Source organism: Pedococcus sp. P2_E4, assembly GCF_056403935.1.
Genome location: NZ_JBFUEO010000013.1, coordinates 47,541 through 74,496 on the forward strand (window position 1 = coordinate 47,541; position 26,956 = coordinate 74,496).

At 70.9% G+C, this 26,956-nt stretch carries 25 protein-coding genes; 1 reads left to right on the forward strand and 24 read right to left on the reverse strand.

Annotation, left to right across the window (positions count from 1 at the left end):
* Window positions 1-7: 7 nt before the first annotated feature.
* From AC1DV7_RS08655 to AC1DV7_RS08715, 13 genes are all read right to left on the reverse strand, one after another.
* Window positions 8-277: a F0F1 ATP synthase subunit epsilon gene (locus tag AC1DV7_RS08655; RefSeq protein WP_477596564.1), complete on the reverse strand. Its 270-nt coding sequence runs from the start codon at window positions 275-277 to the stop codon at window positions 8-10.
* A 143-nt stretch (window positions 278-420) separates the two neighbouring features.
* The gene (atpD, locus tag AC1DV7_RS08660; RefSeq protein ID WP_477596566.1) at window positions 421-1,878 is read right to left on the reverse strand and encodes a F0F1 ATP synthase subunit beta; all 1,458 of its coding nucleotides are present in this window, start codon (window positions 1,876-1,878) and stop codon (window positions 421-423) included.
* A gap of 18 nt (window positions 1,879-1,896) precedes the next feature.
* On the reverse strand, window positions 1,897-2,796 hold the full coding sequence (locus AC1DV7_RS08665) for a F0F1 ATP synthase subunit gamma (protein WP_477596568.1): 900 nt from the start codon (window positions 2,794-2,796) through the stop codon (window positions 1,897-1,899).
* A gap of 141 nt (window positions 2,797-2,937) precedes the next feature.
* Window positions 2,938-4,575: a F0F1 ATP synthase subunit alpha gene (gene atpA / locus AC1DV7_RS08670; RefSeq protein WP_477596570.1), complete on the reverse strand. Its 1,638-nt coding sequence runs from the start codon at window positions 4,573-4,575 to the stop codon at window positions 2,938-2,940.
* A gap of 115 nt (window positions 4,576-4,690) precedes the next feature.
* Window positions 4,691-5,503 carry a F0F1 ATP synthase subunit delta gene (locus tag AC1DV7_RS08675; RefSeq protein ID WP_477596572.1) on the reverse strand — a complete coding sequence of 271 codons (813 nt, stop codon included), beginning with the start codon at window positions 5,501-5,503 and terminating at the stop codon, window positions 4,691-4,693.
* On the reverse strand, window positions 5,503-6,084 hold the full coding sequence (locus AC1DV7_RS08680; RefSeq protein WP_477596574.1) for a F0F1 ATP synthase subunit B: 582 nt from the start codon (window positions 6,082-6,084) through the stop codon (window positions 5,503-5,505). The genes AC1DV7_RS08675 and AC1DV7_RS08680 overlap by 1 nt, the downstream gene beginning before the upstream one ends.
* 41 nt (window positions 6,085-6,125) lie before the next feature.
* The gene (gene atpE / locus AC1DV7_RS08685; RefSeq protein WP_056140202.1) at window positions 6,126-6,335 is read right to left on the reverse strand and encodes an ATP synthase F0 subunit C; all 210 of its coding nucleotides are present in this window, start codon (window positions 6,333-6,335) and stop codon (window positions 6,126-6,128) included.
* 101 nt (window positions 6,336-6,436) lie between these two features.
* Window positions 6,437-7,246, reverse strand: a complete 810-nt coding sequence (atpB, locus tag AC1DV7_RS08690) for a F0F1 ATP synthase subunit A (protein WP_477596638.1) — start codon at window positions 7,244-7,246, stop codon at window positions 6,437-6,439.
* 187 nt (window positions 7,247-7,433) lie between these two features.
* Entirely contained in the window at window positions 7,434-7,880 is a 447-nt protein-coding gene (locus tag AC1DV7_RS08695; protein WP_477596576.1) for a hypothetical protein, read from the reverse strand.
* 269 nt (window positions 7,881-8,149) lie between these two features.
* Window positions 8,150-8,878 carry a hypothetical protein gene (locus AC1DV7_RS08700; RefSeq protein WP_477596578.1) on the reverse strand — a complete coding sequence of 243 codons (729 nt, stop codon included), beginning with the start codon at window positions 8,876-8,878 and terminating at the stop codon, window positions 8,150-8,152.
* Between the two features lie 354 nt (window positions 8,879-9,232).
* Window positions 9,233-10,351: a glycosyltransferase family 4 protein gene (locus AC1DV7_RS08705; RefSeq protein WP_477596580.1), complete on the reverse strand. Its 1,119-nt coding sequence runs from the start codon at window positions 10,349-10,351 to the stop codon at window positions 9,233-9,235.
* A gap of 40 nt (window positions 10,352-10,391) precedes the next feature.
* Window positions 10,392-11,672, reverse strand: coding sequence for a serine hydroxymethyltransferase (locus AC1DV7_RS08710; protein ID WP_477596582.1), 1,281 nt, complete (start codon window positions 11,670-11,672; stop codon window positions 10,392-10,394).
* Window positions 11,662-12,384 carry an L-threonylcarbamoyladenylate synthase gene (locus tag AC1DV7_RS08715; protein ID WP_477596584.1) on the reverse strand — a complete coding sequence of 241 codons (723 nt, stop codon included), beginning with the start codon at window positions 12,382-12,384 and terminating at the stop codon, window positions 11,662-11,664. The genes AC1DV7_RS08710 and AC1DV7_RS08715 overlap by 11 nt, the downstream gene beginning before the upstream one ends.
* Before the next feature lie 107 nt (window positions 12,385-12,491).
* Between AC1DV7_RS08715 and AC1DV7_RS08720 the strand changes: the two genes are divergently transcribed.
* Window positions 12,492-13,589 (forward strand): class I SAM-dependent methyltransferase, encoded by a 1,098-nt coding sequence (locus AC1DV7_RS08720; RefSeq protein WP_477596586.1) that lies wholly within the window; start codon window positions 12,492-12,494, stop codon window positions 13,587-13,589.
* Window positions 13,590-13,666: 77 nt separating this feature from the next.
* Here the strand turns inward: AC1DV7_RS08720 and prmC are convergent, their stop codons facing one another.
* The 11 genes from prmC to AC1DV7_RS08775 all read right to left on the reverse strand — a co-directional run bounded on the left by prmC (window position 13,667) and on the right by AC1DV7_RS08775 (window position 26,914).
* Window positions 13,667-14,524 carry a peptide chain release factor N(5)-glutamine methyltransferase gene (gene prmC / locus AC1DV7_RS08725; protein WP_477596588.1) on the reverse strand — a complete coding sequence of 286 codons (858 nt, stop codon included), beginning with the start codon at window positions 14,522-14,524 and terminating at the stop codon, window positions 13,667-13,669.
* On the reverse strand, window positions 14,521-15,609 hold the full coding sequence (gene prfA, locus AC1DV7_RS08730; RefSeq protein WP_477596590.1) for a peptide chain release factor 1: 1,089 nt from the start codon (window positions 15,607-15,609) through the stop codon (window positions 14,521-14,523). Before prfA ends, prmC begins: the two co-directional genes overlap by 4 nt.
* Window positions 15,610-15,700: 91 nt before the next feature.
* Window positions 15,701-15,922, reverse strand: coding sequence for a 50S ribosomal protein L31 (gene rpmE, locus AC1DV7_RS08735; RefSeq protein WP_477596592.1), 222 nt, complete (start codon window positions 15,920-15,922; stop codon window positions 15,701-15,703).
* A 122-nt stretch (window positions 15,923-16,044) separates the two neighbouring features.
* A complete protein-coding gene (locus tag AC1DV7_RS08740; RefSeq protein WP_477596594.1) occupies window positions 16,045-18,189 on the reverse strand; it encodes a sensor histidine kinase in 2,145 nt (714 codons plus the stop codon).
* A complete protein-coding gene (locus AC1DV7_RS08745; RefSeq protein WP_477596596.1) occupies window positions 18,186-19,664 on the reverse strand; it encodes a glycosyltransferase family 2 protein in 1,479 nt (492 codons plus the stop codon). The genes AC1DV7_RS08740 and AC1DV7_RS08745 overlap by 4 nt, the downstream gene beginning before the upstream one ends.
* Window positions 19,665-19,675: 11 nt before the next feature.
* Window positions 19,676-20,749, reverse strand: a complete 1,074-nt coding sequence (locus tag AC1DV7_RS08750; RefSeq protein WP_477596598.1) for a HEAT repeat domain-containing protein — start codon at window positions 20,747-20,749, stop codon at window positions 19,676-19,678.
* On the reverse strand, window positions 20,746-21,129 hold the full coding sequence (locus AC1DV7_RS08755) for a response regulator transcription factor (protein ID WP_477596600.1): 384 nt from the start codon (window positions 21,127-21,129) through the stop codon (window positions 20,746-20,748). The genes AC1DV7_RS08750 and AC1DV7_RS08755 overlap by 4 nt, the downstream gene beginning before the upstream one ends.
* A 176-nt stretch (window positions 21,130-21,305) precedes the next feature.
* Complete coding sequence (rho, locus tag AC1DV7_RS08760) at window positions 21,306-23,270, reverse strand: transcription termination factor Rho (protein ID WP_477596602.1); 1,965 nt, start codon at window positions 23,268-23,270, stop codon at window positions 21,306-21,308.
* A 241-nt stretch (window positions 23,271-23,511) separates the two neighbouring features.
* Complete coding sequence (thrB, locus tag AC1DV7_RS08765; RefSeq protein WP_477596604.1) at window positions 23,512-24,507, reverse strand: homoserine kinase; 996 nt, start codon at window positions 24,505-24,507, stop codon at window positions 23,512-23,514.
* Window positions 24,507-25,592 (reverse strand): threonine synthase, encoded by a 1,086-nt coding sequence (thrC, locus tag AC1DV7_RS08770; RefSeq protein WP_477596606.1) that lies wholly within the window; start codon window positions 25,590-25,592, stop codon window positions 24,507-24,509. Before thrC ends, thrB begins: the two co-directional genes overlap by 1 nt.
* Window positions 25,592-26,914 (reverse strand): homoserine dehydrogenase, encoded by a 1,323-nt coding sequence (locus AC1DV7_RS08775; RefSeq protein ID WP_477596608.1) that lies wholly within the window; start codon window positions 26,912-26,914, stop codon window positions 25,592-25,594. Before AC1DV7_RS08775 ends, thrC begins: the two co-directional genes overlap by 1 nt.
* Window positions 26,915-26,956: the final 42 nt, after the last annotated feature.

Genomic DNA, 26,956 nt, shown 5'->3' on the forward strand with positions numbered 1-26,956 from the left:
GCTCGACCTAGGCCGAGATCTGCGAGGCGTCGACGGCCTCGGCGACGATGATGACCTTGTCGCGGTCGACCGACAGGAAGCCGCTGTCCACGCGCGCCACCTTGTCGCCACCGCTGGCCTTGATGCGGATGTCACCCTCGACGAGGACGCCCAGCAGCGGGGTGTGGCCGGGCAGGATGCCCAGCTCGCCGTCGACGGTGCGTGCGACGACCATGTCGGCCTGGCCCTCCCAGACCTTGCGGTCGGCGGCGACGAGTTCGACTTCCAGGGTGCTCACGGTGTGGTCCTCCACGGTGCTGGTTGCAGGTCAAGTCTATCGGCCCGCGCGGATCGCCGCTGCGGACCAACCTGTATGCCGTGGGGGCCAGCCGAGTGGCTGGCCCCCAGTGGCGCTACAGGGTCGTGCTGGTGGAGCAGAACTCAGAGGTTCTTCTCGATCTCGGCAGCCTGGCGCTCGACGTCGTCGAGGCCACCGCACATGAAGAACGCCTGCTCGGGCACGTGGTCGTACTCGCCGTCGGCGATCTTGGTGAACGCCTCGATGCTGTCCGTCAGCGGGACCGTAGAACCCTCGATGCCGGTGAACTGCTTGGCGACGTAGGTGTTCTGCGACAGGAAGCGCTGGATGCGACGGGCACGGTTGACGAGGATCTTGTCCTCCTCGGAGAGCTCGTCGATACCGAGGATCGCGATGATGTCCTGCAGCTCCTTGTTGCGCTGGAGGATCTGCTTGACGCGCACCGCGGTCGTGTAGTGGTCCTCGGCGATGTAGCGGCGGTCGAGGATGCGCGACGTCGAGGTCAGCGGGTCCACGGCCGGGTAGATGCCGAGCGAGGCGATCTCACGCGACAGCTCCGTCGTCGCGTCGAGGTGCGCGAACGTCGTGGCCGGAGCCGGGTCGGTGTAGTCGTCGGCCGGCACGTAGATCGCCTGCATCGAGGTGATCGAGTGACCACGCGTCGAGGTGATCCGCTCCTGGAGCGTGCCCATCTCGTCGGCGAGGGTGGGCTGGTAGCCCACGGCGGACGGCATACGGCCGAGGAGGGTGGAGACCTCGGAACCGGCCTGCGTGAAGCGGAAGATGTTGTCGATGAAGAGCAGCACGTCCTGCTTCTGGACGTCCCGGAAGTACTCCGCCATGGTGAGCGCGGAGAGGGCGACGCGAAGACGCGTGCCCGGCGGCTCGTCCATCTGGCCGAACACGAGGGCGGTCTGGCCGAGGACGCCGGCCTCCTCCATCTCGACCATGAGGTCGTTGCCCTCACGGGTGCGCTCGCCGACACCGGCGAACACCGACACACCACCGTGGTCACGGGCGACTCGGGCGATCATCTCCTGGATGAGCACCGTCTTGCCGACGCCGGCGCCGCCGAACAGGCCGATCTTGCCACCCTGGACGTACGGGGTCAGCAGGTCGATGACCTTGATGCCCGTCTCGAACATCTGGGTCTTGGACTCGAGCTGGTCGAAGGCGGGAGCCTTGCGGTGGATGCCCCAGCGCTCCTTGACCTCGAAGGTCTCGCCCTCGGCGAGGTTCATGACCTCGCCGGTGGTGTTGAAGACCTTGCCGAGGGTCTGGTCGCCGACGGGCACCGAGATGGGGCCACCGGTGTCCTGGACCTGGGTGCCGCGGACGAGGCCGTCGGTCGGCTGCAGCGAGATGGCCCGGACCATGTTGTCGCCGATGTGCTGGGCGACCTCGAGGTTGAGGCTCTTCTTCTCACCCGCGAGCTCGACCTCGGTGGTCAGCAGGTTGTACTGCTCCGGCATCGCGTCCGCGGGGAACTCCACGTCGACGACCGGGCCGATGATGCGGGAGATGCGGCCGATGCCACCGGGGGTGGCGGCCTTGGTCTCTTCAGTGACAGTGGCAGTCATTGGTTTCTCTCTACCTTCTCAACTGGCGTCGGCGAGGGCGTCGGAGCCGCCCACGATCTCGCTGATCTCTTGGGTGATCTCGGCCTGGCGGGCCTGGTTGGCCAGCCGGGTGTACTTCTTGATGAGCTCTTCGGCGTTGTCCGTCGCCGACTTCATGGCCCGCTGGCGCGACGCCAGCTCGGACGCGGCGGCCTGCAGCAGGCAGTTGTAGATGCGCGCCGTGACGTACTTGGGCAGCAGCGCGTCCAGCACCTGCTCGGCGTTCGGCTCGAACTCGTAGAGCGGCAGCACGTCGCCCTCGGCGGGTGCCTCCTCGCCCTCGACGACCTCGAGCGGCAGCATGCGGATCACGTCGGGCGTCTGGGTCACCATGTTGACGAACCTGGTGAAGACGATGTGGACCTCGTCGACCCCGCCCTCGTCGAACGGCCGGTTGAAGTCGGCGACGAGCCGCTCCCCGATCTCGCGCGCGACGTCGAACGTCGGCTGGTCGGTGAACCCGCTCCACTCGGCCGCGAACTCACGCTTGCGGAACCGGTAGAAACCGGTGGCCTTGCGACCCACCAGGTAGGGCACGACCTCCTTGCCCTCGGCACGCAGGTCACCGATGAGCCGCTCGGACTCCTTGATCGCTGCGGAGCTGTAGGCGCCCGCGAGACCGCGGTCGGAGGCGAGCACCAGGACCGCGGCGCGGCGCACGTCGTCGTGCTCGGTGGTCAGGGGGTGGTCGACGTTGGAGTACGTCGCGACCGCCGACACCGCACGCGTCAGCGCCCGGGCGTAGGGCGACGACTCCTTGACGCGCTGCTGCGCCTTGACCACGCGGGATGCAGCGATCAGCTCCATCGCCCGGGTGATCTTCTTGGTCGCCTGGACGGTCCGGATGCGCTGGCGGTAGACCCGCATCTGCGCTCCCATATGTTGCCGCCTCTCTCGTTCGTGGGGGTGTTCAGGTTGCCGTGTTCGTGGTGGTGCCGTGTTCGTGTCTGGGGTGTGCCGCGTGGTGGCGGCACGTTCGCTGGGTGCCGGGTGCGCACGAGGTGCGCACCCGGCATACGGTCAGCGCTTCTGCTTGACGATCTTCTCCTGCTCGACCTCGTGCTCGAGGGCACCGGGGTCGGCCTCGTGGCCGACCGGGGTGTTCTCCGAGCCCGACGCCGCGAACTGCTCCTTGAACTTCGTCACGGCGCCCTCGAGTGCCGAGCGGGTCTCATCGGCGAACTTCTTGGACTCGCGGATCGCGTCGAGGATGCCCTTGTTCTCGCGGCGCAGGAAGTCGAGGAACTCGGCCTCGAAGCGCGAGACGTCCTCGACCGCCACGGAGTCGAGCTGGCCGCTGGTGCCGGCCCAGATCGAGACGACCTGCTCCTCGATCGGGAACGGCGCGGCCTGGCGCTGCTTGAGCAGCTCGACCAGGCGAGCGCCCTTCGCGAGCTGGGCGCGGGACGCCGGGTCGAGGTCCGAGGCGAACATCGCGAACGCCTCCATGGCGCGGAACTGGGCCAGGTCGAGCTTCAGGCGGCCCGAGACGTCCTTCATGGCCTTGATCTGCGCGGCGCCACCGACTCGGGAGACGGAGACACCCACGTCGATCGCGGGACGGACGTTGGAGTTGAACAGGTCGGCCTGGAGGTAGATCTGGCCGTCCGTGATCGAGATGACGTTGGTCGGGATGTACGCCGAGACGTCGCCGGCCTTGGTCTCGATGATCGGCAGACCGGTCATCGAGCCCGCACCGAGGTCGTCGGACAGCTTGGCGCAGCGCTCCAGCAGGCGGGAGTGCAGGTAGAACACGTCACCGGGGTAGGCCTCGCGGCCCGGCGGGCGGCGCAGCAGCAGCGACACGGCGCGGTAGGCCTCGGCCTGCTTGGACAGGTCGTCGAACACGATGAGGACGTGCTTGCCCTGGTACATCCAGTGCTGGCCGATGGCCGAGCCGGTGTAGGGCGCGAGGTACTTGAAGCCCGCCGAGTCGGACGCCGGGGCGGCGACGATGGTGGTGTACTCCAGGGCGCCGGCGTCCTCCAGGGTGCCGCGGACGGCAGCGATGGTGGAGCCCTTCTGGCCCATGGCGACATAGATGCAGCGGACCTGCTGCTCGGGGTCACCGGAGTCCCAGTTCTGCTTCTGATTGATGATCGTGTCGACCGCGACCGTGGTCTTGCCGGTCTGGCGGTCACCGATGATGAGCTGGCGCTGGCCGCGACCGATGGGGGTCATGGCATCGACGGCCTTGAGGCCGGTCTGCAGGGGCTGGTGGACCGACTTGCGCTGGACGACCGTGGGCGCCTGCAGCTCGAGCGCGCGGCGCTCGGTCGTGTCGATCGCGCCGAGGCCGTCGATCGGCTGGCCGAGCGGGTTGACCACCCGGCCGAGGAAGGCGTCGCCGACGGGGACCGAGAGGACCTCGCCCGTGCGCTTGACCTCCTGGCCCTCCTCGATCTTGGAGAAGTCACCGAGGATGACCACACCGATCTCGTGGACGTCGAGGTTGAGCGCGAGGCCCAGCGTGCCGTCCTCGAACTCGAGCAGCTCGTTGGTCATGGCCGAGGGCAGGCCCTCGACGTGGGCGATGCCGTCACCGGCATCGGTGACGCGGCCGACCTCTTCGCGGGAGGCCGCGCCGGGCTCGTAGGACTGAACGAAGTTGTCCAGCGCGTCCCGGATCTCCTCCGGACGGATCGAAAGCTCCGTCATGTGATCTCTTCTCCCTTTAACGGTGCAGATGCCGGTCCCTGGTGGAACCGAAAGCCAGTGGTGGGTGGTGCTCTTCAGTTGGGTGCCGGTCGGCGCTCGGCCGGCGAGGTGGTGCTCAGCCGGCGATGTGCCGTCGCGCCTCGTCGAGCCGGCGCAGCACGGTGCCGTCGACGACCTCGTCGCCGACCTGCACGCGGATGCCGCCGAGCACCTGCGGGTCGAGCACGACCTGCAGCAGCACCGGCTTGCCGTAGATGCCCTGCAGGGCGCTCGAGAGCCGCTCGCGCTGCTGCTCGGTGAGGTCGGTCGCCGCGGTGACCACCGCGGTGATCTGCTCGCGCCGCTTGGCCGCGAGGGCCAGGTAGCGCTCCAGCGTCCGGTCTAGCTTGCGACCGCGGGGTGCCAGGACGGCCTGGCGCGCGAGGCGCTGGGTCTCGGGGGCGGTCTTGGCCTCGAGCAGCTCGTTGACGACGCCGGCCTTGGCCTGGACGTCGCCCTGGCGGTTGGTCAGGCGGTCGCGCAGCTCGGGGCTGCCCGCCACGATGCGCTCGAACCGGAACAGCTCGTCCTCGACCCGGTCGATGCGACCCGCCGACTCGGCCGCTGCGAGCAGCGACTCGATGCCGAGCTGCTCCACGGTGTCGGACAGGTCCCGCTCCGACGACCAGCGCTGTCCCACCAGGGACTTCACGACGACGATGGCCTCGGCCGAGACCTTGCCACTGAGCAGCCGCTCGGCGAGGGCCTGCTTGCCCTCGGCCTCCCGCGACGGGTCGGCGAGGGCCCGTCGCAGGGTGGCGCTGCCGTCGATCAGTGCGGTGACGGCAAGCAGCTCCTCGGCGAGCGCACTGCGGTCCGCCCCCGCGGCGAGGGCGGCCTCGAGGGCCTTCTCCCCAGCGACGGCGGCTGCCCGCGACGACCCACGCATCAGGCGCCCTCTCCGACCTTCTCGGGCTTGATGTCGCCAGCCTCGAGCTCGGCCAGGAACCGGTCGACGATGCCGCGCTGACGCGCCTCGTCCTCGAGCGACTCCCCGACGATGCGACCGGCCAGGTCGGTGGACAGGCGTCCCACCTCGCTGCGCAGGGAGACGACGGCCTGCTGGCGCTCCGCCTCGATCTGCTTGTGCGCGGCCTCGGTGATGCGCGCGGCCTCGGACTGCGCGTGACCGCGCATCTCCGCGACGATCGCAGCACCCTGCTCGCGGGCCTCCTCGCGGATGCGGGCGGCCTCGGCACGGGCCTCGGCCAGCTGCGCCTGGTACTGCTCGAGGGCAGCCTGAGCCTGCTGCTGAGCCTCTTCGGCCTGCTGCATACCGCCCTCGATGGCAGCCGTGCGCTCGGCGTACAGCGCCTCCATGCGGGGGACGACCTTGGTCTTGTACAGCCAGTACAAGATGCCGAAGGCGATCAACCCGACGATCATCTCGGCGGGGTGCGGGAGCAGCGGGAACCCCGAGGGGAAACCGGTGGTCTCCTCGTCAGCTGCGACTAGGGATGCGGCGATCACATCGCGTCCTATCTGTAGTGCCGGGCCGTGGATGGTGTGTGTCAGCCCTGGAAGACGAAGGCGAAGACCAGACCCAGGATGGCCAGGGCCTCGGTGATCGCCATGCCGGTGAAGGCGATGGTCTGGAGCATGCCGCGCGCCTCAGGCTGACGGGCGACCCCGTTGATGTAGGCGGCGAAGATCAGACCGACACCGATGCCGGGGCCGATCGCGGCGAGGCCGTAGCCGAGGTAGGCGATGTCGCCAGTCATGTCGTTTCCTTTCGATGGCACCGGGACCAGTTCCCGGTGTCGTGGGGTGTTGTTTTCAGTTGGTCTTGCGGGGTCTTGCGCGAGTCGGGCGGGCCCGACTGTCAGTGGTGCTCGGACACCGCGTCAGAGATGTACAGGGCGGCGAGCAGGGTGAAGATGAAGGCCTGCAGGAACTCGATGAGGAGCTCGAAGAACGTCATCCCGATGGAGAAGCCGAACGACAGCACGCCCGAGGTCTTGAGGAACAGGTTGTCGCCGTGGAGCAGGAGGTACTCGCCGCCGAGGATGAACACCAGCAGCATCAGGTGGCCGGCGAGCATGTTGCCGAAGAGTCGCAGTGCGAGCGTCAGCGGGCGGATCACGAAGTAGGTCAGGAACTCCAGCGCGAACAGGATCGGCTTGAGCCAGCCGGGCAGACCGGGCGGGATGAGCGACTTCATGTAGCCGACGACGCCGTGCTTACGGCGGATCGCCACCGTGTGGTAGACGATGTAGACGATGAGCGTCAGCACGATCGGGATGCCCACGCGGCTCATCGTGGGGAACTGCACGAGCGGCACGATGCCGAACACGTTGTTGAGCAGGATCACCGTGAAGAGGGTGAACAGCAGCGGCACGAACTGCATGAAGTCCTTGGTGCCGATGATGTCGCGGCCGATGGTGTTGCGGACGAAGTTGTAGACGCCCTCGACCATGAACTGGCGCTTGGTGGGGACGACCGACAGCTTGCTGCTCGTGCCGACGAAGAACCACGCGAGCACACCGACCGAGATCAGCAGGACCAGCGCCGGGCGCGTCAGCGTCCACGGGCTGTTGCCCCCGATCAGGGGCCACCAGAAGTCCGCGACGCCGGGGGTGTGGAAACCACCCTCGCCACCCTCGGCGGCGACTGCACCGGTGTTGGCCATCATGTGTGAGAGCACCACGGTCGGTGTCACAACCTCTCCTCGAATGAACTGAAGAACAACCCGTTCACCGCGGGGACTTCACGGTCGGTGCGGGGCAACCTGTGAGGACACTCGTCCGGCACCTGTCCGGCGCGGAACACGACGTACGCTACCGGACGGGTACCCATCCCTGCGACGCGGGGAATCGCGCTCACGGACGCTCCTCCCCCGGCAGCTGCTGGGCGTCGTAGACGGGCACGCGGGCGCGTCGCCAGGCGACCATCTGGGCGACCTGCCAGACCAGCACGGTGACGAGCATCGAGACGCCTGCGGCGAACGAGTCCAGGGCTTCGACGCGACGCGCCACGACGAGCACTCCGAGCAGGACCAGCACCTGGGCGAAGTAGACGCTCATGCCCACCGCCATGAACAGCATCGGGTTGCGGTCCTTGACCAGCTTCTCCATGAGCAGCAGGCCGGAGGCGAAGAAGCCGATGGCGATCGCGACGCCGACGAGGGCGGAGACGCCGCCGTCGAGACCACGGAACAGGGCCAGGACGACCGATGCCAGCACACCGGCGCCGAGGGCCGGGATCACCGAGCCACGCAGCGTGGCGCTGAACGGGTAGGAACCCGTCGAGGCGCTGGGTTGCGTCATGTCTGGCCTGCCTGTTTCGTCGCGGCTGGAGTGCCTGGCGAACGGGGGGTCTGCACCCGTCGTCGGGTGCTTGTGAAAGGTATCACAAGCGCTGTCGGGGCGTCACCGGGGCCTTCGCCCGGCCCTCTCTCCCGGTCACGCCGGACGTTGCCGCGCTCACCTCTCTCTGCCGCGGGCGTGCTCGCGGCAAGGTGAGGTGGCCGCGGCACCGTGGGCGAAGCGTGGGCGGTTGGGCGTGGTGGGCGGCACCGTGGGCAACGCGTGCGCAGTCAGGCGGTATGCCGCGCTGCCCGCGCGACGGCGGCCCTCACCCGGGCGCGGATCACCTGCGGCTGCGCGAGGTCCGCCCAGGTGACGCGGACCACCTCGAACCCCAGCTCGCGCAGTGCGTCCTCACGGCGCTTCTCGGCCAGGAGTGCATCGCGTCCGCCCGGACCCGTGTACTTGACCCCGCCGTCGAACTCGACGACGACGCGCGTCCCGTCGACCAGGAAGTCGACCCGCCAGTCCCGGAGTCCCCGGACCCACACCTGCGGCGTCGCGGCGATGCCCAGCCCGCGGAACACGTGGGCCAGTCGGGTCTCGCCCACCGACTCGTGGCGGCCGTCGAGCTGGCCGACCACGAGTCGCACGGCGGCCAGCCCCGGCATGCGGCGCAGCACGTGGACCGCGGCCTCGATGTCAGCCATGGTCGTCGCTCGGGTGCGCAGGGCAGCGTCGCCCGACACGAGGGTGTTGAGGGAGCCGTTGACCATTCCGGTCTGCACGACGGACAGCGCCACGTGGACCGCCACCGAACGGGCGCGGCCGCACTCGCGGTCGGTGACGGTGGGGACGACCAGCGCGGGGTGCACGGACAGACCGGCCCGCGCTCGGGTATGACGGTCGGCGGCCCGCGTGAGGTGCACCTGGGCCAGGTCGACGCCCAGGGTCGGCAGGCCGTGCAGCAGGACGGCACTGTGGTGGCTGGCGAGCGCGTGACCCTGGAAGTGCCGCACCCACGCCCTCGCCTCGAGGACGTGACGGGCGGCGGGGCTCGCAGGCGGTTCACGGCATACCAACCGGGGATGACGCGGTGCAGCGTCCCGGACGCCACACACCGGCGCAGCGTGTTCCACTCCACCCCCAGCGCCCGCGCCTGCGCGGCGCTGACCAGTCCGTCGACGGCGAAGTCCCCCAGGTTCACCGGGCCAGCGTGGCCCAGTCGGCGCGCGTCGCGCGGCCCCAGCCGGTGGCCCTGTGGACAGGCAGTCCGACGTTGCCGCGGTCGTCGCAGGTTGCCGCGGGCGTGCTCGCGGCAGGGTGAGCCGGCCGCGGCAACGTCGCAGGGGGTGGACCCGCGGGGAGATGCCTCAGAGGTCCTTGCGCGGCACGCGACCTGCGGGGGCCCACCGCGGCAGCCAGACCGTGAGCACGCCTGCGACGACCACGAGGCCCACCACTCCCCCGGCCGCCAGCCGTGCGTCGGTCAGCAGGACGAAGCTCACCGAGCCCACCGCAGCGACGGCGGCCCACAGCCAGAGCAGCAGCACCGCCCGCCGGTGGCCGTGTCCGATCTGGAGCATGCGGTGGTGCAGGTGCTGGGCATCGGGCTGCCACGGCCGCTGCCCGCGCCTCGTACGGCGTACGACCGCCGACATCACGTCGACCACGGGCAGCAGGATGATCGCCATCGGGACCGCCAGCGGCAGCAGCGTCGCCGCGACGGGGTTGGCGCTCACCTGCGAGGGCGTGACCCCGCCGGTCGTCGAGATCATCGCGGCGGCCAGCAGCAGCCCCAGCAGCAGGGCACCGGAGTCACCCATGAACAGCCTGGCCGGGTAGAAGTTGTGGGGCAGGAAGCCCAGGCAGCAGCCGATGAGCGCCGCCGAGATGAAGGTCGCCGAGGAGAAGACGTTCGGCGGGTCGTAGCTGCGCGAGATCAGGTAGCTGTAGACGAAGAACGACGCCGCCGCGATGCCGACGACGCCTGCGGCCAGTCCGTCGAGCCCGTCGATGAAGTTCACGGCGTTGGTGCAGAACACCACGGCCAGCACCGTGAGCGCGACGGTGATCGGCGTCGGCAGCACCGTCACCCCCGCGATCGGCAGCTGGAACAGCAGGACGCCGTTGAACGCCATGATCCCCGCGGCGATCAGCTGGCCACCCATCTTGGTGAGCCAGTCGAGCTCACGGATGTCGTCGATCGCGCCGAGCAGGCACACCAGACCGGACGCCAGCAGCACCCCCTGCAGCTCCGGGCCGAGCTGGAACACCTGTCCGAGGAACGGCAGCTGGCTCGCGGCCAGCATCGACGCCGCGAAGCCGAGGAAGATCGCCACTCCCCCCAGCCGCGGGATCGGGGTGGCGTGCACGTCCCGGTCGCGCACCGGCGTGAAGGCACCGGTGCGGACGGCGACCGCGCGCATGAAGGGCGTCGCGGCATACGTGATGACCGCGGCGACCATCAGGACGAGGAGGTACTCGCGCACTTAGGGCGTGCCTCCCGGCTCTCTCGGGTGGGTGGTGGGCTCAGCCCCGAGAGTATGCCGGGAAGCGGGTCACGAGGTCGGTGACACCGGCGCGGACCTCGCGGGAGACCGCGTGGTCGGGGTCGGCGTCGCCCTGCGTGACCGCCGTGGCGATGAGCTCGGCGATCCGCTCCATCTCGGTGGTGCCCATGCCCTGCGTGGTGACGCACGGCGTGCCGACGCGGATGCCGCTGGCGATGTTGGGCTTCTGCGGGTCGAAGGGGATGGCGTTCTTGTTGAGGACGATGCCGGCGGCGTCGGAGCGCGCCTCGGCGTCGGCGCCGGTCACCCCCACGCCCTGGAGGTCGTGCAGGGACAGGTGCGTGTCGGTGCCACCGGTGGTCGGGCGGATCCCCTTGTCCCCCAACGCCGTCGCGAGGACCGCGGCGTTCTCGACGACGCGCTTGGCGTAGTCCTGGTACTCCGGGGTCGCGCACTCCTTGAAGTTCACGGCCTTGGCCGCGATGGTGTGCATCTGCGGCCCGCCCTGCATCATCGGGAAGACGGCCTTGTCGAGCTTGGCGGCGTGCTCCTCCTTGCAGACGAGGGCACCCGAGCGCGGGCCGCGCAGCACCTTGTGGGTCGTGAAGGTGACCACGTCGGCGTGGGGCACGGGGCTGGGGATCGCCTTGCCGGCGACCAGACCGATGAAGTGCGCGGCGTCCACCCAGAAGATGGCGCCGATCTCGTCGGCCAGCCTGCGGAAGAACTCGAAGTCGATGAGCCGCGGGATCGCGGAGCCGCCGGCGAGGATCACCTTGGGCTGGTGCTCCTTGGCGAGGCGCTCGACCTCGGCGTAGTCGATGTCCTCGGTCTGCTTGTCGACGCCGTAGTGCACGGCGTTGAACCACTTGCCCGAGAACGACACCTTGCTGCCGTGGGTGAGGTGGCCACCCATGGGCAGCGCCATCGCGAGGATCGTGTCGCCCGGCTGCATGAACGCGCCGTAGACGGCCTGGTTGGCGCTGGCACCCGAGTGCGGCTGGACGTTCGCGTGGTCGGCGTCGAAGAGTGCCTTGCACCGCTCGATGGCCAGCGTCTCGGCCTTGTCGACCTCGGAGCAGCCGCCGTAGTAGCGACGACCCGGGTAACCCTCGGCGTACTTGTTGGACAGGGTCGAGCCGAGCGCGGTGAGCACCTCGGGGCTCGACATGTTCTCGGAGGCGATGAGCTGGAGACCGCCGCGGATGCGGTCGAGCTCGGAGAGGAGCACCCCCGCGATCTCGGGGTCGAACGACTCGAGGGCGCCGAAGTCGGAGCCGTAGAAGGTGTCAGCGCTCATCGGGGGTCTCCTGGAGGGTGCTCTCGTCGGTGGGATCCGCGGGCAACTCTATTGCGTCGTCCGGGTGGGTTTCCGAGGTGTCCGGGCTCAGCACCTCGTCGATCTGCTCCTGGCTGATGGCCCCGGCGCGCAGCACCACGGGCGCGTCGCCGGTGCAGTCCAGGATCGTCGAGACCTCGGTGCCCGTCGCCGGCCCGCCGTCGAGGTAGACCGACACCGCGGCGCCCAGCTGGGTGGCCGCCTCGACGACCGTCGTCGCCGGGGGCTGCCCGGTGAGGTTGGCACTGGTGACGGCCATCGGGCCGACCTCGCTGAGCAGCGCGAGGGCGACGTCGTCCTCGGGCATGCGCAGGGCCACGGTGCCGTTGGTCTCGCCGAGGTCCCACATGAGGGAGGACTGCGCCGTGAAGACGAGGGTGAGCGGGCCCGGCCAGAACGCCTTGATGAGGTCGCGGGCCCACGACGGCACGTCGCTGGCCAGGCCGTCGACGGTGCGGACGCTGGGCACGAGCACCGGGGGCGGCATCTCACGTCCGCGGCCCTTGGCGGCGAGCACGGAGGCCACCGCCTCCGGGGAGAACGCGTCCGCGCCGATGCCGTAGACGGTGTCGGTGGGGAGCACCACCACCCCGCCGGAGCGAATGGCCTCGCTGGCCCGGGCGACGCCCTCGGCGCGCCCCTCCTCGGTCGTGCAGTCATAGACGGGGCTCATGGACCCCAGACTAGTTTCCCCGCGGGGGTGGCCCGCAGCCACCTCTGGGCGCCTCTACGCAGAATGCACGTTGTCGCCGGGACGATCGTCCGGACACCGTGGAACGCATGGTCCAGACCCCTGAGCAGACGACGGCCGAGCAGCTGGCCGAGCGCGTCCTCGACGCAGCCCTGGGCATGGCGGACCTCCTGTCGGTCCACGTGGGCGACCGGCTGGGGTGGTACCGCAGCCTCGTCGAGGCGGGTCCCGCCACCCCCCTCGAGCTGGCCGCCCGCACGTCCACCCACCCGCGGTACGTCCGGGAGTGGCTGGAGCAGCAGGCCGTGACGGGCCTGCTCACGGTCGACGAGCCCGTGCAGCCCCTCACCGAGGAGCGCGGCGACGCGAGGGTCTATGCCATCCCGGAGGCCACGGCCGAGGTGATGACCGACGAGCTCAGCCTCAACTACCTCGCCCCCCTGGCCCGGATGTTCGCCGCCGTCGGCCCTCAGCTCCCCCACCTGCTCGAGGCGTACCGCACCGGCGGTGGGGTGAGCTGGGACCAGCTCGGCGACGACGCCCGGCTGTCGCAGGCGGACATGAACCGGCCGTGGTTCGAGCTGGAGCTGGGCGGCGCACTGGCCGCCCTCGACCCGATCGACCAGGCCCTCGGCAGCCCCGACGCGGTCATCGCCGACGTCGGGTGCGGTGCCGGGTGGTCCACCATCGCCCTGGCCCGGGCCTACCCGCTGGCGCAGCTGCGCGGCTTCGACGTCGACGAGCCCTCGATCGCCCTGGCGCGGGACAACGCGGAGACCGCCGGCGTCTCGGACCGGGTGCGCTTCACGGCCGGGGACGCCGCGGAGCTGCCCACCGGCCACTTCAGCGCGGCGTTCGCGTTCGAGTGCATCCACGACATGCCCCGTCCCGTGGACGTGCTGGCCGCTGTCCGACGAGCACTGTCCCCGAGCGGCTTCATGGTGGTGATGGACGAGAACGTGGCCGACGAGTTCAGCCCGCTCGGTGACGAGCTGGAACGCCTGATGTACGGCTTCAGCCTGTTCATCTGCCTCCCCGACGGGATGTCGAGCCAGCCGAGCGCGGCGACCGGGACGGTGATGCGGCCCGCGGTGCTCCGCCGCTACGCAGAGCACGCGGGGTTCACCACCGTCTCGGACCTGCCGGTGGACGACTTCGGGTTCTGGCGGTTCTACCGGCTCGGGTGAGGGGCTCGGGTGCGCGGCTCGGGTGCGCCGCTCGCGGCCCCCCGGGACGCCGCCGACGCCTCGCCGACACCCCGGCGTCAGGCGCGGACGGCCACCGTCGCCCGAGGCCGGCCCGTGAGGTCGTCGTGGTCCGTCACCTCGGTCCAGAGCCCCGTGCGGCGCAGCGCTGTGGGCAGCGTCTCGCCCTGGCTGTCGGCATGCTCCATCACCAGCAGGCCACCCGGGCGGAGCAGGGCGGCGGCACGCAGCGCCACGGCCAGGGGGATGCGCAGCCCGTCGTCGCTGCCGCCGTAGAGCGCGAGCTCGGGGTCGTGGTCGCGCACCTCTGGGTCCAGGGGCACCATGCCGACCGGGATGTACGGCGGGTTGGCGACGACCACGTCCACGTGGCCGTCGAGCTCGGGGAAGGCCGTGGTGGCGTCGCCGTGCCGCAGGTCGACGGCCAGGCCGGTGTCCACCACGTTGCGCGCGGCCCACGCGTGGGCATCCTCGCCGAGCTCCACGGCATACACGGTCGCGGCGGGGACCTCGTCGGCGACGGCGAGCGCGATGGCACCCGAGCCCGTGCAGAGGTCGACGACGACGGGGGCGTCGAGCGCGAGCGCCGCCTCGATCGCGAGCCCGGCCACGAACTCGGTCTCGGGCCGCGGCACGAAGACCCCCGGGCCGACGGCCAGGTCGAGGTGGCGGAACCCGGCGCGGCCGGTCAGGTGCTGCAACGGCACCCGGGCCGCCCGTTCGACCACGAGCCCGGCGTACCTGTCGAGGAACCCGGCGTCCGCCTCGTCCAGCATCACCATGCGACGTCGGACGTCCGAGACATCACTGCCGAGGACGAAGGCGGCGAGCGCCAACGCGTCGGCCTCGGGCGAGGCGATCCCCTTGTCGGCGAGCGCCGCGCTGGCCAGGGCGACCTCGCGTCGGAACGTCGTCACGTCGCGTCGGTGCCCTCGGCGACCGCGGCCATACGCGCGGCCTCGTCGGCATCGACCGCCGACTGCACGACGGGGTCGAGCTCGCCGTCGAGGACGGTGTCGAGGTTGTAGGACTTGTAGCCGGTGCGGTGGTCGGCGATGCGGTTCTCGGGAAAGTTGTAGGTGCGGATCCGCTCGCTGCGGTCGACCGTGCGGATCTGGCTGCGCCGGGCCGCGCTGGCCTCGGCGTCGGCGGCGTCCTGGGCGATCTGGTGCAGCCTGGCCCGCAGCACACGCATGGCCGACTCCTTGTTCTGGAGCTGGCTCTTCTCGTTCTGGCAGGACACCACGACACCGGTCGGGAGGTGCGTGATGCGCACCGCCGAGTCGGTCGTGTTGACCGACTGCCCGCCCGGGCCCGAGCTGCGGTAGACGTCGATCTTGAGGTCGTTCGCGTCGATCGTCACCTCGACGTCCTCGGCCTCGGGCATCACGAGGACTCCGGCGGCCGAGGTGTGGATGCGCCCTTGGCTCTCGGTCACCGGGACCCGTTGCACGCGGTGCACGCCACCCTCGTACTTCAGCCGCGCCCAGGGGGCCTCCCCCGGCTGCGGCGTCCCCTTGGCCTTGACCGCCACCTGGACGTCCTTGTAGCCGCCGAGGTCGGACTCGGTCGCGTCGATGACCTCGGTGCGCCACCCCCTGCGCTCGGCGTACCGCAGGTACATCCGCAGCAGGTCGCCCGCGAACAGCGCGGACTCCTCGCCGCCCTCACCGGCCTTGACCTCCAGGATGACGTCGCGGTCGTCGTCGGGGTCGCGGGGCACCAGCAGGCGGCGTAGCCGCCCCTCGGCCTCGGCCAGCGTCGCCTCCAGCGCCGGCACCTCGGCTGCGAAGCCCTCGTCGTCCTGGGCGAGCTCGCGCGCGGTGGCCAGGTCGTCCGTGGCGGCGTGCCACGCGTGGTATGCCGCCACGGTCGGCGCCAGCGCGGCATACCGCTTGTTGAGGGTCCGGACCGCGTCGAGGTCCGCGTGCACGGCCGGGTCGGCGAGCTGCTTCTCGAGGTCGGCGTGCTCCTGGACGAGAGCGGCGGCGGACTCGAGCATCGAGGGCTCCTTCGGGGGCGTGCGGCGGGACTGCGGGGAAACGAATGCGCCGGCCCTGACCCCGAGGGTCAGGACCGGCGCATCGGAAGAGCTAGGAGCTCGCAGCGGCCTTCTTGCCGTAGCGGGCCTCGAAGCGGGCCACGCGGCCACCGGTGTCGAGGATCTTCTGCTTGCCCGTGTAGAACGGGTGGCAGTTCGAGCAGACCTCGGCGTGGATCGCGCCGCTGGTCGCCGTGCTGCGGGTCTCGAACGTGTTGCCACAGGTACAGGTGACCGTGGTGGCGACGTACTCGGGGTGGATGTCCTTCTTCAAAGCGTGCTCCTTGAGTCAGTGTGGCCGGGTCGGCTGGGCGGATGCCCTGTCCGTGCTGTGGAGCAGTGGACCTGCCGTGAACCGGTCAGCGGTCAAGTGTGCCAGAGAGCGGCGCACATCTCCTAAACGGCGGGGGCCGCCGTGCCATTCCCGGAGTCGACCCGGGAGTCCTGCCGCGTGAGGGCTCCTGGGGTGGCCGCGTCGGGCGGGGCGTCGGGCCCCACGAGGGGCAGCCACACCCGCACGGTCGTCCCCTGCCCCTCGACCGACTCGAGCCGCAGGTCACCGCCGTGGCCGATGACGATGGTCCGGGCGATGACGAGCCCCAGCCCGGTGCCCGGGATCGCCGCGTCGTGGGCGTTGCGGGCGCGGAAGAACCGCTGGAAGAGTCGCTGCTGGTCGGCCTCGGGGATGCCGATCCCGCTGTCGGCGACGGTGATGCGGACCCGCTCCCCGTCACGCTCGGCGGTCAGCTCGACGCGACCGCCGGCCGGCGTGAACTTGATGGCGTTGGAGCCGAGGTTGATGAAGGTGCGCTCCATGTGGGCCGGGTCCACCGCCACCACGAGGCCGGCCTCGACCGGCGCCATCTGGAGGTCGACCTCGGCCATGGCGGCCGTCGGCAGCAGCACCTCGACGACCCCGGTCAACAGCTGGCTCACCGGCACCTCGGACAGGGTCGGCTGGACGCCGGACGCCTCGATCTTGTTGAGCACCAGCAGGTCCTCGATCATGCCGCGCAGCCTCGTCGCGTTGCGCCCGATGGTGCCGAGCGCCTCGACCTGGCGGACGCTCAGCTCGCCGTAGTCGCCGTCCTCGAGCATCTCGAGGTAGCCGGCGATGGAGGTGAGCGGGGTGCGCAGCTCGTGGGACACCGTCGCCATGAAGTCGGTCTTCTGCCGGTCGAGCTCGGTGAGCTGCCGCACCTGGACGTCCTGCATCTCGGAGAGCCGCATCGCGACCACGGCCTGGGCGAGGTAGCCGGCGCACTGCTGGACGGTCTGCACCTCGTGGCGCCGCCACCTCCGAGGGGCGTCGACCATCATCACGGCCAGCACGCCGAGGCCGCGCTCACCGACCCCGACCGGGACCATGAGCAGGCTGCGCGCCCCGGTCGCCGCGTGGAAGCGACCTGCCCGCTCGTCGCTCTGCACCTCCGGCGCGAGGAGGTCCGACGGGGCGAAGAAGCTGGCCGTGCGACGCAGCTCGGCGTTGACCACGTGCACCTCCCTCGCCAGCGACGGCGGGAGCGGGTCGAGGTCGGGCAGGTCGTAGCGGTGCCACTGGGTGCGCTGGTCGATCTCGCCCAGCTCGTCGTGGGAGTAGAGCAGGACGCGGTCGGCGGCCAGTCCCTCGCCGAGCATCCCGCAGACCAACCCCAGGGCATCCCGGGTGTCCTTGGCCCCGTGGACGACGCGGGCCACGTCGATGGCCAGGCGGTGGGCCAGCAGGATCTCGGCCTGGCGTTCCTCGAGGATGCCGTTGGCACGGGTCAGGCCGTTGAAGTCCGCTGCCAGGGCGCGCACCTCGGCGGCACCGACGGCGACGTCGGCCAGCGCCTCGCGGTCTCCGTCCCGCTGGCGGTCCATGACCCGACGCAGCCGCGCGAGCGGCGCCCCCAGCGACCGCTTCAGGAGCTCGCCGGCGCCGACGATGATGCCGGTCCCGAGGAGGGCGGTCGCGGCGAAGACCCAGAGCACGCCCTGGATCGAGGACCGCGACCCCCGGCGGGCTGCGTCGCGCTCGCTGCGCACGGCCTCGTTGAGGTCGCGGTTGCTGTCGCGGAAGAGCCTGAACTGGTTGATCGCCTCGGCCTCGAGCGTGCTGCGTTCGGCCAGGGACCGGGTGGACAGCGCGTCCTCGGCCCTGATGGCTGCGGTGAACCAGGCGTCGATGGCGGCCCGCTGCTCCGTGAGCCCCTTGAGGTAGCGGCCGCGCTGCCGCTCCGGCACGGCCGAGGAGGAGAGCGAGTTCTCCAGGGTCTGGAGGTCGGCGGCGACGACCTCCTGCTTGAGCCGGTACCGGGTGAGGGGGGCGGACCCACCGACCAGCTGGCTCCAGCCGGCGTTCGCCTCGGTCATGTCAATGAGCACGGCGTTGTTGGCGTCGAAGGCCGGGCCGTAGGCCAGGGTGAGCCCCTGGATGTCGCGGCTCTGGGAGGTGAGGCTCCAGTAGGAGGCGACGGCCACCAGGGCCACGAGCGCGATCAGGGCCGAGCCGATGAGCCGGAGCTGGAGGGCGACGGACCGCTGGACCAGTCCCTTCACCGGTTGGCCCGCCCTGCGACCGGCTCGTCGGTCACAGGCTCCTCGAAGCCGGTGCGGGTCATCACTCCCCACACCTGCTTCTTGCCCCGCAGGCTCGCCCACCAGCCCTCGAGGCGCCACAGGACGGTGAGCTGCCGGTAGCCGATGTTCTCGAGGACCGACGCGACCACGATGGCCCCGAGGTCACGCCAGCGGTCGTGCCGGTGGAAGGCCCACTCCTCGACGGCGAGCGCGCACAGGGTCACGAAGATGGCGTAGCCGTAGGCGAGCAGCAGGAAGAGGATCGCGAACGGCAGGTTGATGACGTCGAGGGCCAGGGCGATCGGCACGATGACGATTCCGAACGCCTCGAGCAACGGCGCGATGAGCTCGAACAGCCAGTAGTAGGGCAGGGCGACCATGCCGACCCGGCCGTACTTCGGTCGCAGCAGCATGCCGCGGTAGGTCCAGAGCGTCTCCCACAGCCCCCGGTGCCAGCGTCGCCGCTGGCTGCGCAGAACCCCGAAGGTGCTCGGGACCTCGGTCCACGAGACCGGCTCCGGGACGAACTGCACGCGGTAGTCACGGCCCTCGTCGCGCATGCGCTTGTGGATCCGCATGACGAGCTCGAAGTCCTCGCCGATGCTGGTGTGGTCGAGCCCACCCACCTCGACGAGGACGTCGCGGCGGAACAGGCCGAAGGCGCCGCTGATGAGGATGAGCCCACCGAACCTCGACCACCCCGTGCGGCCGAGCAGGAACGCGCGGAGGTACTCGACGACCTGGATGCGGGGCAGCCAGCGGCGCGGGAGCTCGACCTTGACGACGCGCCCTGACACGACCCGGCTGCCGTTGACCGCGCGGATGGTCCCGCCGGTGGCGACCATCCGGGTCGGGTCGTCGGTGAAGGGCTGCGTGACCCGCAGCAGCGCGTCGGGCTCGAGGATCGAGTCGGCGTCGATCATGGCAACGAGCGGCTCGGTGGACGCGTTGATCCCGAGGTTGATCGCCTCGGAGCGTCCCGAGTTCTCCTTGCTCACCACGATGAGCCGGGTGTGCCCGTCGCGCGGCACGTGCACGCTCTTGACCGTCGCGTGGACCGGGACGTCCTGCGGGATCGCCCGCGGGATCTCGACGAGGTCGAAGGCCTCGACGAGGCGGGCCAGGGTCGCGTCGGCACTTCCGTCGTCGACGACGACGACCTCGTGCCGCGGGTAACGCAGCGACAGCAGGGCCTTGACCGAGGTGACGATGCCCGCCTCCTCGTTGTAGGCCGGCACCACCAGCGAGACCCCGGGGGTGAGCGGGCCTCCCAGCGCCGCCACCGCGGAGTCCCGCCGCCGGGCCTGCGAGCGGAACTCGAGTGCCGCGAGGGTGATGACCACGAGGTAGGACGTGTTGATGACGAAGAAGTAGGTGAGCACCGGCACCGAGGAGGCCTCGAGCAGCCAGACGACCGCCGAGCGGGTGGACTCCAGGGCCCCGTCCCAGCTCATGACAGGGCTCATCACAGGGCTCCCTGCAGCCGGGCGATGGTGAGGGCGGCCTCGACCGGGCGCCCTCGCCCTTCAGCGGGGTCGTCGAGCTGGACGTAGCCCTCGACGACGCCGCGGCCGGATGTGCCCAGCTCGACCAGCGCGCGGGCCGCCAGCTCGGCCAGGCGCGGGTCCGGGTCGTCGAGCAACCCGGCCAGGACGGGCACTGCCCGGGGGTCGCCGAGGTCGCCCAGAGCCGCCGCGCAGACGCGCCGGAGCGGCACCGGCTGCCCCGGCGCGGTGTGGTGGGCGAGCACGGCCACGTCGTCCGCCCCACCGATCACGCCGATCGCGCGGCCGGCTTCCTCGCGCACCGTGACGTCCGAGTCGCCCGTGAGGAGCTCGCGCAGCTGTGGCAGGGAGCGGGTGAAGCTGCCCACCCCACTGACGTAGGCAGCCACCAGCCGCTCGCCGGCGCGCTCGCTGGCCAGCGCGGCCAGCAGGTCGTCCCCGATCTCGATCCCCATGCCCACCAAGGCGCCGGCGGTGATGCCCGAGGGGATCCCGGCGTCGGGGCGGTCGACGACCTCGAGGAGGCGGCGTGCGGCGGCGCGGTCGCCGATCAGGCCCAGGGCGTACGCGGCACTGGTGCGGACCTCGATCGCGTCGTCGTCGAGCGCGGTGATGAGGTCCGGGACGGCAGCACGCTCGCGGCTGAGACCCAGCGCCTGGGCGGCCTGGGCTCGTCGGACGGGAGAACGGTGTCGCAGCAGCCTGGTCGCCGCGCGCACGGTGCCGTGGTGCCAGAGCACCTCGACGAGCTGCTCCGCCGGCAGGCCGCGGATCTTCCCTAGGAGGCGGATGACGGCGCGGTCGACCTCCTCGCCCGCGGGACCCGAGGAGCCCCGGAGCCGCTGGGCTGCGTGGCCGCCCTCGTCCTCACCGGAGCTCACCATGATGAGGTCGTGGCGGAACGGCGCGAGGACCGCGCGACGACGGCTGGCCCTGGCCGTGCGGCCGGTCTTGGTGACCGCGACGAGCGCGACCATGACCAGCGCGGCGAGGAAGACGGCCAGCGTGGAGGTGACCAGGACCCGCCAGGTCATCGCGTCCGGGCCAGCATCCCGTTGACGCGGTGGAGCAGCTCTCGTGGGCTGAACGGCTTGATGACGTAGTCGTCCGCTCCCACGGCGAAGCCGGTGTCGACGTCGCCGTCGCGTGACTTCGCGCTCAGCAGGAGGACCGGCACCTTGCTCGAGTCGCCGTCGGCCTCGCGGATCTTGCGCAGCACGTCGATGCCGGACAGCCCTGGCATCATCACGTCGAGGATCACCAGGGCCGGTGTCTGCTCCTGGAAGGCCTCCCACGCCGCGACCCCGTCGCCGACGGCCTGGACGGCATATCCCGCTTGCGTGAGCTTGAACTCCACGAGGTCACGGATGTCGGTGTCGTCGTCGGCGACGAGCACCCGTGCTCCCTCAGCCATTGCCATGTCCTGCCTTCCGTACCGAGCCGTGCGATGTCATCAATCTACGGCGTGTTGGGGTCCAGTTCGCGGTCAATCGTGCGTGTGCCGCCAGATGCGCTGAAAGCGCACGGGTATGCCGCGGGGTCCGGCACCATTTCGGCGCCCGACCCCGCGGCGGATTGGTCGGTCCGACGTCAGTCGTTGGCGTCGTCGTCGAGCCGGATCGAGCTCGTCTGCTGGACCTGCATGAGGAACTCGGTGTTGCTCTTGGTCTTCTTGAGCCGGTCGATGAGCAGCTCGATGCCCTGCTGCTGGTCGAGCGCGGCGAGCACCCGGCGCAGCTTCCACATGATCTTGAGCTCCTCGCCGGACAGGAGGATCTCCTCCTTGCGGGTGCCGGAGTTGTTCACGTCGACCGCGGGGAAGATCCGGCGGTTGGCCAGGCCACGGTCGAGCTTGAGCTCCATGTTCCCGGTGCCCTTGAACTCCTCGAAGATCACCTCGTCCATGCGGGACCCGGTCTCCACCAGAGCCGTCGCGAGGATCGTCAGCGAGCCACCGTTCTCGATGTTGCGCGCCGCGCCGAAGAACTTCTTCGGCGGGTAGAGCGCGGCCGAGTCGACGCCGCCGGACAGGATCCGGCCGCTCGCGGGGGCGGAGAGGTTGTAGGCGCGGCCCAGCTTGGTGATCGAGTCGAGCAGCACGACGACGTCGTGACCCATCTCCACGAGCCGCTTGGCCCGCTCGATGGCCAGCTCGGCCACCGTGGTGTGGTCCTCGGCCGGACGGTCGAAGGTGGAGGAGATGACCTCGCCCTTGACGGCGCGCTGCATGTCGGTGACCTCCTCCGGGCGCTCGTCCACCAGGACGACCATGAGGTGGCACTCGGGGTTGTTGGTCGTGATCGCGTTGGCGATGGCCTGCATGACCATGGTCTTGCCGGCCTTGGCCGGCGCCACGATGAGTCCACGCTGGCCCTTGCCGATCGGGGCCACGAGGTCGATGACCCGGGTCGTGAGGATGCCCGGCTCGGTCTCGAGCCGCAGGCGCTGCTGCGGGTAGAGCGGCGTGAGCTTGCCGAACTCGACGCGCTTGCGTGCGTCGTCGGGGGTCATGCCGTTGACGGTGTCCAGGCGGACCAGCGCGTTGAACTTCTGTCGCTGCGTCTGCTGCTGCTGGTCGTCACGCTGCGCCCTGACCGCACCGGTGACGGCATCGCCCTTGCGCATGCCGTTCTTCTTGACCATGCCGAGCGGGACGTAGACGTCGTTGGACCCGGGCAGGTAGCCGGACGTGCGGACGAACGCGTAGTTGTCGAGGACGTCGAGGATGCCGGCCACGGGCACGAGGACGTCGTCCTCCTCCACCTGCGGCTCGTTGTCGTAGTCGCCGCCGAACTCGCCCCGGCCGGTGCGGCCGCGCTTGTCACGGTTGCGGTTGCGGTTGCGGTTGCGGCGGCGTCCGCCGCGGCCGTCACCGTCGTCGTCGTAGCCGCCCTGGCCCTGGGCGCCGCCCTGGTCCTGGTCCTGGTTGCCGCGCTGGTCCTGGTCCTGGTTGCCGCGCTGGCGGTCGCCCTGCTGACGCCCGGCGCGGTCGCCCCGGTTGTCACGCTCGCCCTGACGGTCTCGTGCATCGCGGTCGCCCTGCTGGCGGTCGCCCTGCTGACGGTCACCCTGCTGACGGTCGCCCTGCTGACGGCCCGTACGGTCGCCCCGCACGTCGCGGTCGCCCTGCTGGCGGTCGTCCTGCTGACGGTCTGCGCGGCTGTCCCGGTCCTGGCGATCAGCCTGCTGACGCTCGCCGCGACCGTCGCGCTCCTGGCGGTCAGCCTGCCGGCGGTCCCCACGGTCAGCCTGCTGGCGGCCGTCACGGTCACCCTGGCTGCGGCCCTCGCGCTGCTCGTCGGCGGGACGCTCGGTCCGCTCGTCCCGGGCCGGGGCTTCGGTGGTCACGCTGGACGGTGCGCTCGAGCCGGACTGGCGGGCCTTGATGGCCGTCACCAGGTCGCCCTTGCGCATCTTCGCCGTGCCGGTGATGCCCATGCTCGCGGCGAGACCCTGCAGCTCCGCCACCTTCATGGCGGTCAGGTTGCCCGAGCGGCGCGGCTTCTCTGCGGCGTCCTGCGATGCAGTGGCGTCGAGAGTGGTGGTGTCTGTCACGAAGGATCCTTCCCCCTCGTATGCGGCCGGTGTCAGAACCGGGCCGGTGGTGGGGCCGAGCGGAGAGCTGGCCGGTTGGAAGCCACACGAAGCACGGGGAGGCCAGAGGCAGCGTCAAGGCCGCCATCGTGTGGTTTGGGTGCAGATCGCTGCTGGATGCTCGAGAGGTGGCATCGGCTGCGCCTGCTCTCACAATGTAACACCCGTCCCGCAGGCGGGAGTCCATCTCGCGCGGATGTCGTCAACCCGGCACGCGTTCGACCCGGGCACCGGTGGCCGGCACCCCGGGTCGCAGTACCTGCCAGTCGCCCCCGTGGACCATGGCCTCCACCGCGTCGGCGCGGGCGTGGGTCGACAGCACGAGCACCGAGGGGCCGGCACCCGAGATGACGGCGGCATGACCGGCGGCCCGCAGCTCGTCCACCAGGGCCATCGACGCGGCGAACGACTCGCGACGGGCCTCCTGGTGCAGCCACTCGCGCGTCGCGGGGAGGAGCAGCGACGGGTCGCTCGTGAGGGCGTGGACGAGCAGCGCAGCCCGGCCCGCGTTGACCGCGGCGTCGCCGTGTCGGACGTGCGAGGGCAGCACCGAGCGCGCCTTGGCGGTCGAGAGCTGGGCCGCAGGGACGACGACGACCGGAGTGACCTCGGCGTGCAGTGGGAGCCGCACGGTGTGCGTCCCGTCGGACCCGCCGTCGCTCCACGAGATCGTCAGCCCGCCGAACACGCTCGCCGACGAGTTGTCCGGGTGGCCCTCGAGCTGCGCCGCCAAGGTGTTGACGAAGCCGAGGTCCGGGGACGCGGCCGCCTCCGAGGCCGACGAGGAAGGCGACGCGGAGGCCGACATCGACGCAGGCTCGTCCGACCGGCATACGTCGTGGAGGCCTTGTGCCGCAACGATTCCGGTGACGATCGCGGTCGCGGACGATCCGAGTCCCCGGCCGTGCGGGACGCCGTTGCGGCACCGCAGGTGCAGCCCTGCGGGCGCGGCCACGCCGAGCTCGTCCCAGGTGCGGAGCATGGTGCGGTGGACGAGGTGGCTGGCGTCGCGGGGCACGTGGTCGGCGCCCTCCCCCTCGACGTCGATGCGCAGTCCGGGCTCGTCGACCACCGTGGCCGTGCACTCGTCCCAGAGGCCGAGCGCCAAGCCGATCGAGTCGAAGCCGGGCCCGAGGTTGGCGCTGCTCGCCGGCACCCGCACACGGACCGCGGCGCCGGGGGCGAGGTCGCGGCCCATCAGTCCTGGAGCCCCAGGGCCCGCGCGGCGGTGAAGGCGTCGACGGGCACCCGGGTCGGGGCGACGTCCGACCCGTCGGCGTTCTTGAGGGCCCACTGCGGGTCCTTGAGCCCGTGCCCCGTGACCGTGCAGACGACCGTGGCCCCGGACGGCACCTGGCCGGCCTCGCTGGCCTGCAGGAGTCCGGCGACCGACGCGGCCGACCCCGGCTCGACGAAGATCCCCTCGCGGGCAGAGAGCACCCGGTGGGCGTGCAGGATCTGCGCGTCGGTGACCGACTCGATGCGCCCGCCCGACTCGTCACGCGCCGCCTCGGCCTGCCTCCACGAGGCGGGGTTGCCGATCCGGATGGCGGTGGCAATGGTGTCGGGCTCGTCGACGGGGTGCCCGAGCACGATGGGCGCGGCGCCCGCGGCCTGGAACCCCCACATCTGCGGGAGCCTCGTCGCCGGGCCGGGCTGGTCGCTGTCGCGGTGGTACTCGCGGTAGCCCTTCCAGTACGCCGTGATGTTGCCGGCGTTGCCCACCGGCAGGCAGTGGATGTCGGGGGCGTCGCCGAGGGCGTCGACCACCTCGAACGAGGCGGTCTTCTGGCCCTCGATGCGCGCGGGGTTGACGGAGTTCACCAGCTCGACCGGGTAGGCCTCGGCCAGCTTGCGCGCGAGCGTCAGGCAGTCGTCGAAGTTTCCGTCGACCTGCAGCAGCGTCGCGCCGTGGGCGATGGCCTGGCTGAGCTTGCCCATGGCGATCTTGCCGTCGGGCACGAGCACGGCACACGTCATACCGGCCTTGGTGGCGTAGGCCGCAGCGCTGGCGCTGGTGTTGCCGGTCGAGGCGCAGATGACCGCCCGCGCGCCGTTCCTGGCGGCCACCGAGATCGCCGCTGTCATGCCGCGGTCCTTGAACGAGCCCGTCGGGTTGAGCCCTTCGTACTTCACGTAGACGGTGGCACCCGTGAGCTCGGACAGGTGCTCTGCCGGGATCAGCGGGGTGCCGCCCTCCTGGAGCGTCACCACCGGTGCACCGGCGAGCGTCGGCAGGCGGTCGGCATACTCGCGGATCACCCCGCGCCACAGGCTCGGCATCAGAGTCCCTCCACCCGCATCACCGAGGTCACCTCGCGCACCGTGTCGAGCTCGGCGAGGGCGCGCACGGTCGCCGCGAGCGCGGCGTCGGGCGCGCTGTGGGTCACCACGACCAGCTGGGCCCTCGCGGGCTCGTCCGCGCGGCCCTCGACGATCTGCTGCCGGACCGTCTCGATCGACACGTCGTGCTCTGCGAACGCGGTGGCCACCTGGGCGAGCACGCCCGGACGGTCGGCCACGTCGAGGCTGATGTGGTAGCGCGTCAACGCCTGGCCCATGTCGAGGACGGGCAGGTCGGCGTAGGCGGACTCGCCGGGTCCACGCCCGCCACCGACCCGGTGCCGCGCGACCGCCACGACGTCACCGAGCACGGCGCTTGCCGTGGGGTCGCCGCCGGCGCCCTTGCCGTAGAACATGAGCTGGCCGGCCGCGTCGGCCTCGACGAAGACGGCGTTGAAGGCCTCGCGAACCCCGCCGAGGGGGTGCGACCTCGGGATCATCGCCGGGTGGACGCGCACGCTCACGCCGCTGTCGACGCGCTCGCAGATCGCCAGCAGCTTGACGACGCAGTCCATCTCGCGGGCGGCCTGGACGTCGGCGGCCGACACCTCGGTGATGCCCTCGCGGTAGACCTGGTCGCTGCTGACGCGGGTGTGGAAGGCGAGCGACGCGAGGATCGCGGCCTTGGCCGCAGCGTCGAAACCCTCGACGTCGGCGGTCGGGTCGGCCTCGGCGTAGCCCAGCGCCTGGGCCTGCTCGACGGCCTCGGCGAAGCCCTGGCCGGTGGTGTCCATCTTGTCGAGGACGTAGTTGGTGGTGCCGTTGACGATGCCGAGCACCTTGCGGACGTCGTCGCCGGCGAGCGACTCGCGGATCGGGCGCAGGATCGGGATGGCTCCGGCCACCGCGGCCTCGTAGTACAGGTCGACGCCGTGCTCGGCCGCAGCCGCGTACAGCGACGGCCCGGCCTCGGCCAGGAGCGCCTTGTTGGCCGAGACCACCGAGGCGCCGTGCTTCATGGCGGTCTCGATGAGGGCCTTGGCCGGCTCGATCCCGCCGATGACCTCGATGACGATGTCGGCCCGGGTCACGAGGGACTCGGCGTCGGTCGTGAACAGTGCCGGGTCGACCGGCAGGTCAGAGCGGTCGCGCCCAGCCCTGCGCACGGCGATCCCCACGAGCTCCAGGGGTCGTCCGATGCGCGCGGCGAGGTCGTCGGCGTGCTCGACCAGCATGCGGGCGACCGAGGACCCGACCACGCCGCACCCGAGGAGCGCCACCTTGAGGGGCTCCCCCGCCGTCACCTGCTGGCTCTCACTCACACCTGCTCCTCGCGCCCTCGTGGGGCTGTCTCACGGTCCGGC

Bases quoted from the DNA above. Each gene is read 5' to 3' on its own strand.
- AC1DV7_RS08720 (WP_477596586.1), top strand. From the start codon at position 12,492: ATGGTCCAGACCCCTGAGCAGACGACGGCCGAGCAGCTGGCCGAGCGC.
- atpD (WP_477596566.1), bottom strand. From the start codon at position 1,878: ATGACTGCCACTGTCACTGAAGAGACCAAGGCCGCCACCCCCGGTGGC.
- AC1DV7_RS08665 (WP_477596568.1), bottom strand. From the start codon at position 2,796: ATGGGAGCGCAGATGCGGGTCTACCGCCAGCGCATCCGGACCGTCCAG.
- atpA (WP_477596570.1), bottom strand. From the start codon at position 4,575: ATGACGGAGCTTTCGATCCGTCCGGAGGAGATCCGGGACGCGCTGGAC.
- atpE (WP_056140202.1), bottom strand. From the start codon at position 6,335: ATGACTGGCGACATCGCCTACCTCGGCTACGGCCTCGCCGCGATCGGC.
- AC1DV7_RS08675 (WP_477596572.1), bottom strand. From the start codon at position 5,503: ATGCGTGGGTCGTCGCGGGCAGCCGCCGTCGCTGGGGAGAAGGCCCTC.
- AC1DV7_RS08695 (WP_477596576.1), bottom strand. From the start codon at position 7,880: ATGACGCAACCCAGCGCCTCGACGGGTTCCTACCCGTTCAGCGCCACG.
- prfA (WP_477596590.1), bottom strand. From the start codon at position 15,609: ATGCTCGAGTCCGCCGCCGCTCTCGTCCAGGAGCACGCCGACCTCGAG.
- AC1DV7_RS08710 (WP_477596582.1), bottom strand. From the start codon at position 11,672: ATGAGCGCTGACACCTTCTACGGCTCCGACTTCGGCGCCCTCGAGTCG.
- thrC (WP_477596606.1), bottom strand. From the start codon at position 25,592: ATGCCGAGCCTGTGGCGCGGGGTGATCCGCGAGTATGCCGACCGCCTG.
- AC1DV7_RS08745 (WP_477596596.1), bottom strand. From the start codon at position 19,664: ATGAGCTGGGACGGGGCCCTGGAGTCCACCCGCTCGGCGGTCGTCTGG.
- thrB (WP_477596604.1), bottom strand. From the start codon at position 24,507: ATGGGCCGCGACCTCGCCCCCGGCGCCGCGGTCCGTGTGCGGGTGCCG.
- AC1DV7_RS08715 (WP_477596584.1), bottom strand. From the start codon at position 12,384: ATGAGCCCCGTCTATGACTGCACGACCGAGGAGGGGCGCGCCGAGGGC.
- AC1DV7_RS08750 (WP_477596598.1), bottom strand. From the start codon at position 20,749: ATGACCTGGCGGGTCCTGGTCACCTCCACGCTGGCCGTCTTCCTCGCC.
- atpB (WP_477596638.1), bottom strand. From the start codon at position 7,246: ATGATGGCCAACACCGGTGCAGTCGCCGCCGAGGGTGGCGAGGGTGGT.
- AC1DV7_RS08755 (WP_477596600.1), bottom strand. From the start codon at position 21,129: ATGGCTGAGGGAGCACGGGTGCTCGTCGCCGACGACGACACCGACATC.